The sequence below is a fragment of the Frateuria defendens genome (assembly GCF_001182895.1).
Lineage (GTDB): Bacteria > Pseudomonadota > Gammaproteobacteria > Xanthomonadales > Rhodanobacteraceae > Frateuria_B > Frateuria_B defendens.
In genome coordinates this window covers 18,014-31,582 of record NZ_LFQR01000082.1, presented here as the reverse complement: position 1 = coordinate 31,582, position 13,569 = coordinate 18,014, and the positions used below count along the sequence as shown (strand labels likewise).

Annotated in this window: 10 protein-coding genes; 4 read left to right on the top strand and 6 right to left on the bottom strand. The window is 69.6% G+C overall.

The features are described from left to right. Window positions 1-23: 23 nt before the first annotated feature. Window positions 24-938: a segregation and condensation protein A gene (locus ACH65_RS12025; RefSeq protein WP_049622841.1), complete on the bottom strand. Its 915-nt coding sequence runs from the start codon at window positions 936-938 to the stop codon at window positions 24-26. A gap of 843 nt (window positions 939-1,781) precedes the next feature. On the opposite strand from ACH65_RS12025, the gene ACH65_RS12020 reads away from it, so the two are divergent. Next, window positions 1,782-2,150: a PilZ domain-containing protein gene (locus ACH65_RS12020; protein WP_049622840.1), complete on the top strand. Its 369-nt coding sequence runs from the start codon at window positions 1,782-1,784 to the stop codon at window positions 2,148-2,150. A 49-nt stretch (window positions 2,151-2,199) separates the two neighbouring features. Here the strand turns inward: ACH65_RS12020 and ACH65_RS12015 are convergent, their stop codons facing one another. Further along, window positions 2,200-3,885 (bottom strand): AMP-binding protein, encoded by a 1,686-nt coding sequence (locus tag ACH65_RS12015; protein WP_049622839.1) that lies wholly within the window; start codon window positions 3,883-3,885, stop codon window positions 2,200-2,202. Between the two features lie 136 nt (window positions 3,886-4,021). On the opposite strand from ACH65_RS12015, the gene ACH65_RS12010 reads away from it, so the two are divergent. Next, entirely contained in the window at window positions 4,022-4,435 is a 414-nt protein-coding gene (locus tag ACH65_RS12010) for a hypothetical protein (protein WP_336884810.1), read from the top strand. 59 nt (window positions 4,436-4,494) lie between these two features. On the opposite strand, the gene acnA is transcribed toward ACH65_RS12010, so the two are convergent. Beyond that, entirely contained in the window at window positions 4,495-7,245 is a 2,751-nt protein-coding gene (gene acnA, locus ACH65_RS12005) for an aconitate hydratase AcnA (RefSeq protein ID WP_049622837.1), read from the bottom strand. A gap of 394 nt (window positions 7,246-7,639) precedes the next feature. Here acnA and ACH65_RS12000 point away from each other — a divergent pair, with 394 nt between their 5' ends. Beyond that, window positions 7,640-10,231 carry a bifunctional aconitate hydratase 2/2-methylisocitrate dehydratase gene (locus ACH65_RS12000; protein WP_049622836.1) on the top strand — a complete coding sequence of 864 codons (2,592 nt, stop codon included), beginning with the start codon at window positions 7,640-7,642 and terminating at the stop codon, window positions 10,229-10,231. Window positions 10,232-10,342: 111 nt separating this feature from the next. Further along, window positions 10,343-11,254: a LysR family transcriptional regulator gene (locus tag ACH65_RS11995; RefSeq protein ID WP_049622835.1), complete on the top strand. Its 912-nt coding sequence runs from the start codon at window positions 10,343-10,345 to the stop codon at window positions 11,252-11,254. A 33-nt stretch (window positions 11,255-11,287) separates the two neighbouring features. On the opposite strand, the gene hflD is transcribed toward ACH65_RS11995, so the two are convergent. From hflD to ACH65_RS11980, 3 genes are read right to left on the bottom strand one after another with little or no spacing between them, the layout of a single operon-like run. Further along, window positions 11,288-11,929 (bottom strand): high frequency lysogenization protein HflD, encoded by a 642-nt coding sequence (gene hflD, locus ACH65_RS11990; RefSeq protein WP_049622834.1) that lies wholly within the window; start codon window positions 11,927-11,929, stop codon window positions 11,288-11,290. A gap of 3 nt (window positions 11,930-11,932) precedes the next feature. Next, a complete protein-coding gene (mnmA, locus tag ACH65_RS11985) occupies window positions 11,933-13,042 on the bottom strand; it encodes a tRNA 2-thiouridine(34) synthase MnmA (protein WP_049622833.1) in 1,110 nt (369 codons plus the stop codon). Next, window positions 13,039-13,527 (bottom strand): NUDIX hydrolase, encoded by a 489-nt coding sequence (locus ACH65_RS11980; RefSeq protein WP_049622832.1) that lies wholly within the window; start codon window positions 13,525-13,527, stop codon window positions 13,039-13,041. Before ACH65_RS11980 ends, mnmA begins: the two co-directional genes overlap by 4 nt. Window positions 13,528-13,569: the final 42 nt, after the last annotated feature.

Sequence of the window (13,569 nt, the reverse complement as noted above, 5' to 3'; positions counted from 1 at the left end):
ATGGGTGAATGGTCAGCGCGGCGTCATTCGGCCGCGGAGGCGGCGGAGAGGCCGTCCGCCGCGTCGGCGCCGGCAGCCTCCGTGTCTTCCTCGGCCAGCGAGGCCTTGGCCTTGAGGTAGATCGGCGCCAGGGGTTCTTCCTGCACGATCTCGACCAGCATTTCCTTGGCCAGCTCCAGCATGGCGAGGAAGGTCACCACCACGCCGAGCCGGCCTTCCTCCACCTCGAACAACGTCTCGAAGCGGTGAAAGACGCCGCCCTGCAGCCGCCCCAGCAGCTCGCCCATGCGCTGGCGCACGCTGAGCGCCTCGCGCTTGATGGCGTGGTGGCCGAACAGCTCGGCGCGATGCAGCACGTCCTTGAGCGCCAGCAGCAGTTCCTTGAGGTCCAGCGGCGGCGGCAGCTTGATCACGTTGCGCTCGCCGGTGTCCGCCTGCGCCACCGCCATGTCGCGCTCCAGGCGCGGCAATGCGTCGATGTCCTCCGCGGCCTTCTTGAAGCGCTCGTACTCCTGCAGGCGGCGCACCAGTTCGGCGCGCGGGTCCTCCTCGATGCCTTCCTCCGCGGGGGGGCGCGGCAGCAGCAGCCGCGACTTGATCTCGCCGAGGATGGCGGCCATCAGCAGGTACTCGGCGGCCAGCTCCAGCCGCATGTCCTGCATCATGTCGATGTAGTTGAGGTATTGCTTGGTGATCTCGGCGACCGGGATGTCCAGGATGTCCAGGTTCTGCCGGCGGATCAGGTACAGCAAGAGGTCCAGCGGGCCCTCGAACGCCTCCAGGATGACTTCGAGCGCGTCCGGCGGGATGTACAGGTCCTGCGGCATCTGCAGCAACGGCTCCCCGCGCACGATGGCCAGCGGCATTTCCTGCTGCTGCGGCACCGATGCGAAGGCATCCTGTTTGTCTGCGGGCTGAGGCGCTGGCGCGGTGCTCATCAATGCCTGTCGTCGGGCCGCCCTGGGCGGCAGCAATGCTTCAACACGTTCGTTACCCGCGATGGCTTGCCTGGACGGTTCCCCGGGATGCCCCTGTTTCGGCCGCGCCTTCCGCGGCGGCCTATGGAACGGTCGACGGCTTACCCGATGCCCGACCCAAGCCGGTCGGTCGGTACGGCGGCGGCTGGATGGAACGCCCCTCAGGGTTCCGGTCCGGCTGGCCGCAGGCAACCACTGCGGTACCTTTTTGCCAAGGCTGCGGTCGGGGTCATGGCAATAGCCGAACCCTGCGACGCAGGCGCCACTGGCGGTTCAACGGTTCAACGGTTTGCTGGGTGCGGCCGGGGCAGTGCGCCTGAAACCCGGATCGGCTGTGACGAGCCGCGTGCGCGGACCCTTGCATGGCCCACAGGTTAGCCGCTGCGAAGCGGCAAGTCCATAGCCGCCATGCGCCGGCGTGCCGTGCCGGCGGCGGGGCTCGTCGGCGCTTCGCGGGCAGGGCAGGAAGTGACACGGCACGTCGGCCCGCCGCCCGCAAGGCCGGCCGCAACGCGGCCGCCAGCCCGCCCGTGTCCACAGCGAGCCTCGCCTGCGCGTTTCCCGGCGTGGCGGGCGCCGCCGGCGCGGCATCCGGGGCAGGTGGCACGCCGATTGCTTTATCGGGCCGGGGCCGCCGTGCGGCGCGCGGCGGGCGCCGTCTTCCGCCCCGGTCGAAACCGAGCAGTCCCGCAACGGAAGCGCGACAATCGGCGACATTGGGGTTGGCGGTATGGCCGTCCGCAATCGCGGCGCGGGGTTCGGAGTTCCGGTGCAGACCGGGGATGCCAGGACTTTGGAGAGCAGATGACGATCAACGACAGCGGCAGGGACGGCCCGGATTCCAGGCACCTGCGTTCCGCGCGCATGCGCATCGAGACCACGGTGCTGATGAGTCACGGCGAGCAGTCGCATCCCACCGAGTTGGTGGACATCTCGGCCACCGGCGCGATGCTGCGCCGACCGCTGGGCTGGGTGGGCGAGCTGGGGCAGCCGTGGATGCTCGACATGATCTTCGGGCGCGACCTGCACATCCACCTCGAGGCGGTGGTCGCGCGCATCTCCGACCGGCACATCGGCATGGCCTACAGCCGCATCCCGGAAGAGAAGCAGGCGCCGCTGTGGAATCTGCTGGGCGGCTACGCCGACATCCTGGAGCAGTGGCGCGAGGAATGACGACCGGGCACCCGCCGCGGCAGCGTGACGGGCGCCCGCGCCGCAGGTGTCAGGCGGCCTGGCCCTTGCCCTCGTTGCGCAGCTCGCGGCGGAGGATCTTGCCCACGTTCGACTTCGGCAGGCTGTCGCGGAACTCGATCAGCTTCGGGCGCTTGTAGCCGGTGAGGTTGTCGTGGCAGAACTGCCTGAGCGCCTCGACGGTGAGCGCGGGATCCTTCTTCACCACGAACAGCTTGACGATTTCGCCGGAGTGCTCGTCGGGCACGCCCACCGCGGCCACCTCGGCCACGCCCGGGTGCTGCATCAGCGTGTCCTCGATCTCGTTCGGGTACACGTTGAAGCCCGACACCAGGATCATGTCCTTCTTGCGGTCGACGATGTAGAAGTAGCCGTTCTCGTCCATGCGGGCGATGTCGCCGGTATGCAGCCAGCCGTCGGCGCCGAGCACCTTGGCGGTCTCCTCCGGCTTGTTCCAGTAGCCCTTCATCACCTGCGGGCCGCGCACCATCAGCTCGCCCACCGCGCCGACCGGCAGCGGCTGGTTCTCCTCCGACCAGATCGCCACGTCGGTGGAAGGCACCGGCAGGCCGATCGAGCCGTTGTAGGCCGCGAGGTCCAGCGGGTTGATGCAGGCCGCGGGCGAGGTCTCGGTGAGGCCGTAGGCCTCGACCAGGGTGCAGCCGGTCACTTTCTTCCAGCGTTTGGCCACCGGGCGTTGCACGGCCATGCCGCCGCCCAGGCTCAGGTGCAGGCGGGAGAAGTCCAGCCCGGCGAAGCCCGGGGTGTTGAGCAGGCCGTTGAACAGCGTGTTGACGCCGGTGATCGCGGTGAAGCCGGAGGCCTTCAGCTCCTTGACGAAACCGGGCATGTCGCGCGGGTTGGTGACCAGCCAGTTGAGGCCGCCCAGGCGCATGAACACCAGGCCGTTCGCGGTCAGCGAGAAGATGTGGTAAAGCGGCAGGGCGGTGATGATCACCTCCTCGCCCAGCTTCGCGTTGGTGCCGATCCAGGCGCCGGCCTGCAGCATGTTGGCGATCATGTTGCCATGGGTCAGCATGGCGCCCTTGGCGATGCCGGTGGTGCCGCCGGTGTACTGCAGGAAGGCGATGTCCTCGTGGCCCAGCTCCAGCCGTGGCAGCGGGTGCGGCGCGCCCTGTGCCAGCGCGTCGCGGAAGCGCACCGCCTGCGGCAGGCTGTAGTCCGGCACCAGCTTCTTGACGTGCTTGAGCACGAAGTTGACCAGCGCGCCCTTGGGGAAGCCGAGCAGGTCGCCGATGCCGGTGGTCACGACGTGTTTGACCGGCGTCTCGGCCACCACCTCCGCCAGCGTGCCGGCGAAGTTGTCCACCACCACGATGGCCTTGGCGCCGCTGTCCTCCAGCTGATGCTTAAGCTCGCGCGCGGTGTACATCGGGTTGGTGTTGACCACCACCAGGCCGGCGCGCAGCGCGCCGAACAGCACGATCGGGTATTGCAGGATGTTGGGCAGCATGATCGCGATGCGGTCGCCGCGGCCGAGCTTGAGCACGCCCGTGAGGTAACCGGCGAACTGCCGGCTCAGCGTGTCGAGCTCGCCGTAGCTGAGCTGCTTGCCGAAGTTGGCGAAGGCGGGGCGGCTGCGGAAACGCTCGAACGCTTCGTCGAGCAGGGCCACGATCGAGGCATATTGGCCGATGTCGATCTCGGCAGGGACGCCGGCTGGATACTGGGCCAGCCAGGGACGCTCAAGGCTCATGTTCGATCCTGTTTCCGATTCGCGAAGGGGCGCGCAAGTGATCATCAAATTGGAGCATACGGCCGCGTATAGCAGCAAGCCGCGGCGCAGCGAGGATGCCGCGCCACGGCGCGGTCTGGAAAGGGTGCGGCGGCTGTTGGCTGCCGCCGCCATGCTGGCCTGCCTGGCCGGCTGTCACCGCCCGCCCGACGAGGCGCGGCTGCGCGCGGCGATCGACCGCGTGGCGCAGGCCGCCGAGGCCGCGGACGTGGGCGGCGTGACGGCGCCGCTCAGCGAGGACTTCGACGGCAACCACGGCGAACTGGATCGCCGCGCGCTGGGCAACCTGGTGCGCGTGTTCCGGCTGCGCCACGAACGCATCGGCGTGACCATGGGCCCGGTCGAGATCGAGGCGCGCGGCGAGCGCCGGGTGGCGCGCGTGACGGTGACGCTCACCGGCGGCGGCGGGCTGCTGCCGGACCAGGCCGGCATCTACCGCATCGAGTCGGCCTGGCGGGTGGAGGACGGCGACTGGCACTGCTATGCGGCGACCTGGGAGCGCGCAATGTAGCGCGGCACGGCGAAGGCCCGGCTCGTACCGTGGCCTCGCCGTGCCGGCCGGCGGCCGTTTCAGGCCGCCTTCTTGCTCGCCAGCTGGCGCAGCACGTACTGCAGGATGCCGCCGTTGCGGAAGAACTCGCGCTCCTTCGGCGTCAGCAGCAGTACCTTGACGGTGAAGGTCTTGGCGCTGCCGTCGGCGGCGGTGGCGACCACCGTGGCGAGCTTCGACTCGCCGCCTTCCAGGCCGGTGATGTCGAACGACTCCCTGCCGGTGAGGCCCAGCGACCTGGCGCTCTCGCCCTCGCGGAACTGCAGCGGCAGCACGCCCATGCCGACCAGGTTGGAGCGGTGGATGCGCTCGAAGCTCTCGGCGATCACCGCCTTCACGCCCAGCAGCAGGGTGCCCTTGGCCGCCCAGTCGCGCGAGGAGCCGGTGCCGTATTCCTTGCCGGCGATCACCACCAGCGGCGTGCCTTCGGCCTTGTATTTCATCGCCGCGTCGTAGATGGCGAGCTGCTCGCCCGAGGGCACGTGCAGGGTGTAGCCGCCCTCCACGCCGTCCAGCATCAGGTTCTTGATGCGGATGTTGGCGAAGGTGCCGCGCACCATCACGTCGTCGTTGCCGCGGCGCGAGCCGTAGGAGTTGAAGTCCTTCGGCTCCACGCCCTTGCCGATCAGGAAGCGGCCCGCCGGGCTGTCCTTCTTGATCGAGCCGGCCGGCGAGATGTGGTCGGTGGTGATGGAGTCGCCGAACAGGCCGAGCACGCGGGCGCCGTGGATGTCCTCCACCGTGCCCGGCTCCATCGTCATGCCTTCGAAGTAGGGCGGGTTCTTGATGTAGGTGGAGTCGTCCCAGCGGTACACCGAGCCGTCCGGCGAGGCGATCTGGTTCCAGCGGCTGTCGCCCTTGAACACGTCGGCGTAGTTCTTCTCGAACATGGCCGGGCTGACCGCGCCGGCGATGGCGTCGGAGATCTCCTTGTTGGTGGGCCAGACGTCCTTGAGGTACACGGGCTGCCCGTCGCTGCCGGTGCCGAGCGGGTCGCGGCTCAGGTCCACGTCCAGCGAGCCGGCCAGCGCGTAGGCCACCACCAGCGGCGGCGAGGCCAGGTAGTTCATCTTCACCTCGGGGTGCACGCGGCCCTCGAAGTTGCGGTTGCCGGAGAGCACCGAGGCCACCGCGAGGTCGCCCTCGGCGATGCCCTTGCTGATCTCGGCCGGCAAGGGGCCCGAGTTGCCGATGCAGGTGGTGCAGCCGTAGCCGACAATGTAGAAGCCGACCTTCTCCAGCTCGGCCAGCAGGCCGGTCTTCTCCAGGTAGTCGGTGACCACCAGCGAGCCCGGGCCGATCGAGGTCTTCACCCACGGCTTGGCCTTGAGGCCCCGGGCCGCGGCCTTCTTGGCGAGCAGGCCCGCGCCCAGCATCACCGCCGGGTTGGAGGTGTTGGTGCAGGAGGTGATGGCGGCGATCACCACCGAGCCGTCCTTCAGCTCGAAGCTGGCGCCGTCCTTCTCCACCTGCACGCTGCCGTCGTCGATCACGTTGGCCTCGTTGCCGATCGCGGTGGCGCCGCCTTCGTCGGCGAAGCGCGCGGAGTCGCCGTTGCGCGGCTTGCGGTTGACGGTCAGCGGGCCCACCGCGTCGCGGAAGCTCTGCTTGACGCCCTCCAGCAGCACGCGGTCCTGCGGGCGCTTGGGGCCGGCCAGGGACGGCTTGACGTCGGCAAGGTCGAGCTCGAGCACGGTGGTGTAGTCCGAATGCGGCGTGTGCTCGTCGTGCCACAGGCCCTGCGCCTTGGCGTAGGCCTCGACCAGGGCGATCTGCGCTTCGTCGCGGCCGGACAGGCGCAGGTAGTTGATGGCCTCCTGGTCGATCGGAAAGATGCCGCAGGTGGCGCCGTACTCGGGCGCCATGTTGCCGATGGTGGCGCGGTCGGCGAGCGCGAGGTTCTTGAGGCCGGGGCCGAAGAACTCCACGAACTTGCCCACCACGCCGAGCTTGCGCAGCATCTGCGTCACGGTGAGCACCAGGTCGGTGGCGGTGACGCCCTCGGACAGCTTGCCGGAGAGCTTGAAGCCCACCACCTGGGGGATCAGCATCGAGGACGGCTGGCCGAGCATCGCCGCCTCCGCCTCGATGCCGCCCACGCCCCAGCCCAGCACGCCCACGCCGTTGATCATGGTGGTGTGCGAGTCGGTGCCGAACACGGTGTCGGGATAGGCCCAGGCCTCGCCGTCCTTCTCCGCGGTGAACACCACCCGGGCCAGGTGCTCGAGGTTCACCTGGTGCACGATGCCGGTGCGCGGCGGCACCACCTTGAAGTTGTCGAAGGCCTTCTGGCCCCAGCGCAGGAAGGCGTAGCGCTCCTGATTGCGCTGGAACTCGATCGCCACGTTCTGCTCCAGCGCCGACTTGGAGCCGTAGACGTCCACCTGCACGGAGTGGTCGATCACCAGCTCGGCCGGTGCCAGCGGATTGATCTGGGTGGCGTCGCCGCCGAGCTTCACCACCGCGTCGCGCATCGCGGCCAGGTCCACTACGCAGGGCACGCCGGTGAAGTCCTGCAGCACCACGCGGGCCGGCATGAAGGCGATCTCGGTGTCGGGCTCGGCCTTGGCGTCCCACTCGGCCACCGCCTCGATCTCCTTGGCGGTGACGTTCACGCCGTCCTCGTGGCGCAACAGGTTTTCCAGCAGGATCTTCAGCGAGTAGGGCAGGCGCTTCAGGTCGAAGCGCTGGCCGAGCTTGGCGAGGCTGGCGTAGTGGTAGCGCTTGCCGTTGACGACGAGGGTGTCGCGGGTGGCGAATGTATCCAGCATGGGATGACTCCTTGTTGCGTAACTTGGCTACTGCACGAAGCGTGGCTGGGAAACCGTCAGGAGCGCGCGGCGGTCGGGGCGGGGAAACCTGCCTGCCAGCGATGCGGCAAGAGTTTGGGCCCTTGAGCGTGGCATGCAAGTGATTTGTGCGCCAGCGAGCCCCGTTGCCCGTTGCAAGTTTTCGAACGCTGCCGGAAACGTTGCTTTGCATTGCGGCGCCTTGCGGCCGGCTGGCAAAATTGTCAGCCGAATATGCCGCCCCCGGCGGTATGGAGAGCGGGTCCGAGCGGGCCCGTTCCGGTTTCCGCAGAGGCTGCGCTGGCCCATTCCCACGGGCCGTCCGCACCATGGGAAGCAGGCTCTGCGCCCTACGCTTTTCAACGGATGAGACCTCATGCTCACTGCCTATCGCCAACACCTCGCCGAGCGCGCCGCGCTGGGCATCCCGCCGCTGCCGCTCACCGCGCTGCAGACCGCCGAGCTGATCGAACTGCTCAAGCAACCGCCGGCGGGCGAGGAAGCGTTTCTCGTCGATCTCATCGCCCACCGCGTGCCGGCCGGCGTGGACGACGCGGCCAAGGTCAAGGCGTCCTACCTCGCCGCGCTGGCCTTCGGCAGCGAGCGGAGCGCGCTGATCAGTCGCGAGCGCGCCACCGAGCTGCTGGGCACCATGTTGGGCGGCTACAACATCCATCCGCTGATCGAGCTGCTGGACGATGCGCAGGTGGGCGCCATCGCCGCCGAGGCGCTCAAGAAGACCCTGCTGATGTTCGACGCCTTCCACGACGTCAAGGACAAGGCCGACCAGGGCAACGCCAACGCCAAGGCGGTGCTTGAGAGCTGGGCCGACGCGGAGTGGTTCACCAGCCGCCCGGAAGTGCCCGAGAGCCTCACCGTCACCGTGTTCAAGGTGCCGGGCGAGACCAACACTGACGACCTTTCGCCCGCGCCCGACGCCACCACCCGCCCGGACATCCCGCTGCACGCGCTGGCGATGCTGAAGAACAAGCGCGAGGGCGCGCCGTTCCAGCCGGAGGAGGACGGCAAGCGCGGCCCGATCCAGCAGATCCTGGACCTCAAGGACAAGGGCCACCTGGTGGCCTACGTGGGCGACGTGGTGGGCACCGGCTCCAGCCGCAAGTCGGCCACCAACTCGGTGCTGTGGTGGACGGGCGAGGACATCCCGTTCATCCCGAACAAGCGCTTCGGCGGCGTGTGCCTGGGTTCGAAGATCGCGCCGATCTTCTACAACACCATGGAAGACGCCGGCGCGCTACCGATCGAACTCGACGTCTCCAAGATGGAGATGGGCGACGTCATCGAGCTGCGCCCCTATGAGGGCAGGGCGCTCAAGAACGGCGAGGTGGTCGCCGAGTTCCAGGTCAAGTCCGAGGTGCTGTTCGACGAGGTGCGCGCCGGTGGCCGCATTCCGCTGATCATCGGCCGTGGCCTCACCGCCAAGGCGCGCGAGGCGCTGGGCCTGCCGGTGTCCACCCTGTTCCGCCTGCCGCAGCAGCCGGCCGACACCGGCAAGGGTTTCACCCTGGCGCAGAAAATGGTCGGCCGCGCCTGCGGCCTGCCGGAAGGCCAGGGCGTGCGCCCGGGCACCTACTGCGAGCCGAAGATGACCTCGGTGGGCTCGCAGGACACCACCGGCCCGATGACCCGCGACGAGTTGAAGGACCTGGCCTGCCTGGGCTTCTCGGCCGACCTGGTGATGCAGTCGTTCTGCCACACCGCGGCCTACCCCAAGCCGGTGGACGTGAAGACCCACCACGAGCTGCCCGCCTTCATCGCCACCCGCGGCGGCATCAGCCTGCGCCCGGGCGACGGCGTGATCCACTCCTGGCTCAACCGCATGCTGCTGCCCGACACCGTGGGCACCGGCGGCGACAGCCACACGCGCTTCCCGATCGGCATCTCCTTCCCGGCCGGCTCCGGCCTGGTCGCCTTCGCGGCGGCCACCGGAGTGATGCCGCTGGACATGCCCGAGTCGGTGCTGGTGCGCTTCAAGGGCGAGCTGCAGCCGGGCGTCACGCTGCGCGACCTGGTCAACGCGATCCCGCTCTACGCCATCAAGCAGGGCCTGCTCACGGTCGCCAAGCAGGGCAAGAAGAACATCTTCTCCGGCCGCATCCTGGAGATCGAGGGCCTGCCCAAGCTCAAGGTGGAGCAGGCGTTCGAGCTGTCCGACGCCTCGGCCGAGCGCTCGGCCGCCGGCTGCACCGTGCACCTCGACAAGGCGCCGATCATCGAGTACCTCAACTCGAACATCACCTTGCTCAAATACATGATTGCGCAGGGCTACCAGGACGCCCGCAGCCTGCAGCGCCGCATCAAGGCGATGGAGGCGTGGCTGGCCAACCCGCAGCTGCTCGAGCGCGACGCCGACGCCGAATACGCCGCGGTGATCGAGATCGACCTGGCCGACGTGCACGAGCCCATCGTGGCCTGCCCGAACGACCCGGACGACGTGAAGACGCTCTCGGAGGTGGCCGGCGCCAAGATCGACGAGGTGTTCATCGGCTCGTGCATGACGAATATTGGTCATTTCCGGGCGGCGTCCAAGCTGCTGGAGGGCAAGCGCGACATCCCCACCAAGCTGTGGGTGGCCCCGCCGACCAAGATGGACCAGCAGCAGCTCACCGAGGAAGGCCACTACGGCGTGCTCGGCACCGCCGGCGCGCGCATGGAGATGCCCGGCTGCTCGCTGTGCATGGGCAACCAGGCGCAGGTGCGCGAGGGCGCCACGGTGTTCTCCACCTCCACCCGCAACTTCCCCAACCGCCTGGGCAAGAACTCCAACGTGTATCTGGGTTCGGCCGAACTGGCGGCGATCTGCTCGCGGCTGGGCCGCATCCCGACCAAGGCCGAGTACATGGCCGACATCGGGGTGATCAACGCCAACGGCGAGAAGATCTACCGCTACATGAACTTCGACCAGATTGCGGACTTCAAGCAGGCGGCCGACACCGTCGCCGCCTGATCCGCAGGCGGGACCGTTCCGCGAAGCCCGGCGCATGCCGGGCTTCGTCGTTTGGCGCCGGCGGCGTAGCATGCACGCCTTCGGCCGCATGGGCGGCCAAGGTCCTGGCGGATGATCTCGAGCAGTCTCTCGGCGGTGTCCCTGCGCGATCTCGCGCTGGTGCAGGCGGTGCACCGCTACGGCAGTTTCAACAGCGCCGCGCGCGCCATGCACATCAGCCCCTCGGGCCTGTCGCACCAGGTACAGAAGGTGGAGCAGGCGCTGGGCGCGCCGCTGTTCGAGCGCGGCGGCCGGCAGGTGGTGCCCACCGCGGGCGGGCAGCGGCTGCTGGTGCAGATCGCGGCGGTGCTGGCCGCGGGCGAGCAGCTGCAGCAGGTGGCCCGTGCCGGCGCGGTGGCCTTCGGCGGCGAGCTGCGCCTCGGCGTGCCGGTAACGCTGGGGCCGTACCTGCTGCCGCACCTGGTCGGGCCGTTTCCGCAGCATTTCCCCGGCGCCCGGCTCAGCCTGTCGGAGGGCAAGCCGCGCGGCCTGCTGCGCCGGCTGCACGAGGGCGAGCTGGATGCGGTGCTGGGGCCGCCGGCGAACCCGGCCAGCGGCATCGCCATGCGGCCGCTGTTCTTCGAGCCGTGGGAGCTGGTGCTGCGCGCCGACCACCCGCTGGCCAACCGGCGCAGCGTGGACCTGGACCAGCTCGACGCCGCCGACGCCACGCTGATGGCCGAAAGCCACGACGAGGCGATGGCCGGCCGCGGCGCCCACGTGCAGGACGTGAGCCTGGAAAGCCTGGCCGCGCTGGTGGTGCTGCGCGGCGGCTACGCGCTGGTGCCGGCGCTGGCGCGCGAGCGGCTCGCCTCGATGCCCGGCATCGTGCTGGCGAAGCTCAAGGGCCAGGCGCCGGGGCGCACGATCACCCTGTACTGGCGCGAGGCCTCGCCCTGGCACGAGGACCTGCAGCGCTTCGCCGAGCTGCTGCGCAAGCTGGCGCGGCAGCGGCCGGGGCTCAAGCCCGTCGACGTGGAGTGAGCGGGCGCCGCCGGCCGGGTAGGCGGCGCGGCCTCAGCCGTTGTCGAGGGTGGCCCCGGTCAGCAGGCCGCGGGCGAGCATGATGCTCTGGCGGCGGCTCACGATCAGCTGCCACTGCCGCCCGCCCAGCTGCCGCCACAGCACCGCCGAGCGCACCGCCGCCAGCAGGTTGGCGCGCACCTTCTCCACCACCGCCGGCTGCTGCAATTGCTGCGGATCGCCGGTGACCATCACCCGCGGCTTGAGCGTGGACAGCGTCTGCACGTAGAGGTCGGCCAGCCGGCGTATGACCTGTGGCGAATCCTGCCCGAAATGGGCCACCTGCCGCTGCGCCAGCTGGATGCCGTCGCGCAGCTTGTCCCGCAGCGCATGATGCCGCGCCAGGCTGCGCTCCAGCCGCATCACGGTGACCGCCATGCGAGTCACCGCCATGTCGCGGCTGCCGTCGTCGAGCTGGGTGATCAACTCGCGCAGCCCTAGGCGCACGCCGGCCGCGTTGCCGTACACCGCCGCGACCGACGGCGAGTCGAGGCGGAACACGCTAGCCACGCCGGCGGCCATGGCGAACTCGTCGCAGCGGCCCTCGCTGGCCAGCTGCTGCGCCAGGCGCACGGCCTGGAACAGGCCGGCCAGCGCCAGCACGCGCTTTTCGTTGGTTGCAAAGGTTTCAAGCACGAATCAGATCCCGTGAGGGGTGGGGAGGCCCCCGAACGGCGCGTCGGTGGCGGCGATCACCGCGCCGCCCAGGCACGCCTCGCCATCGTAGAGCACCAGCGACTGGCCGGGCGTCACCGCACGCTGCGGCACGTCGAACATCACCTCCAGCCCGTCGCCGAGCACGTTGACCGTGCAGGCCTGGTCGTGCTGGCGGTAGCGGGTCTTGGCGGTGCAGCGGAACTGCGCCGCCGGCGGCCCGCCGGCCACCCAGCTGGGCGCCTCGCTGCGCAGCCGGCGCGAGTACAGCCAGCGGTTCTCGCCGCCCTGCGCCACGTAGAGCACGTTGGCGGCGACGTCCTTGCCGACCACGTACCACGGCGCGCCGCCGACGCCGGCGCGCCCGCCGATGCCCAGCCCGTTGCGCTGGCCCAGGGTGTAGTACATCGCGCCCTGGTGCTCGCCGATGCGCACGCCCTCGGGCGTGCGCATCTCGCCCGGGCGGGCCGGGATGTACTGGCCGAGGAAGGCGCGGAAGTCGCGCTCGCCGATGAAGCAGATGCCGGTGGAGTCCTTCTTGGCGTGGGTGGGCAGGGCGGCCGCGCGGGCCATCTCGCGCACCCGGGCCTTCTCGATCTCACCCACCGGGAACAGCGTGGCGGCGAGTTGGGCCTGGCCCAGCGCGTGCAGGAAATAGGTCTGGTCCTTGGCCTGGTCGACCGCGCGCAGCAGCCGGTACTGCCCGTCGCGGAAGTCCACGCGGGCGTAGTGGCCGGTGGCGATCTTCTCGGCGCCGAGCGCGCGGGCCTCGTCCAGGAAGGTCTTGAACTTGATCTCGCGGTTGCACAGCACGTCCGGGTTGGGCGTGCGGCCGGCGCGGTATTCGGCCAGGAAGTGCTCGAACACGCCGTCCCAGTACTCGGCGGCGAAATTGCGGGCGTGGAAGGGGATGCCCAGGCGGCCACACACGGCTACGGCGTCCTTGCGGTCGGCGTCGGCGGTGCAGGGGCCGGTACGCTCGTCTTCCTCCCAGTTCTGCATGAACAGGCCCTCGACCTCGTGGCCGGCCTGCTGCAACAACAGGGCGGCGACCGAGGAATCGACGCCGCCGGACATGCCCAGCATCACCTTCATGGCGCGGGCGGTTCGGGCAGTAGGCTGGCCACGCAGGACAGCGGCAGGCGCTGGCCGGCGAGCCAGGCGTCGATGCTGAGCAGCACCAGCGGGCTGCGCACGCGCTCGCCCAGCGCGGCGATCTCGCCGCGGGTCAGCCACAGCGCGCGGTGGATGCCGGTGTCCAGCGGCCGGCGCGGGTCGTGGGACAGCGCGCGGGCGGCGAAGCTGAAGCGCACTACGCCGTCGCCATGCTCGGTGCTGCGCCACTGGTGCACGCCGATCAGGTCGGTCAACGCCACCGTCCAGCCGGTTTCCTCCAACGTCTCGCGCACGGCGGCGCTGGCGAGGCTTTCATGGTCGTCCAGATGGCCGGCCGGCTGGTTGTAGACCAGCCGGCCGCCGACCTCCTCCTCGACCATGAGGTAGCGGTCGCCGTCGGCGACCACGCAGGCCACGGTTACATGGGGGCGCCAGATCTCGGCGGCGGAAGCGGAAGAGGTCATTTAGGCAGGGGACGGCGAGAGGCACTGGAAATGGCGACATTG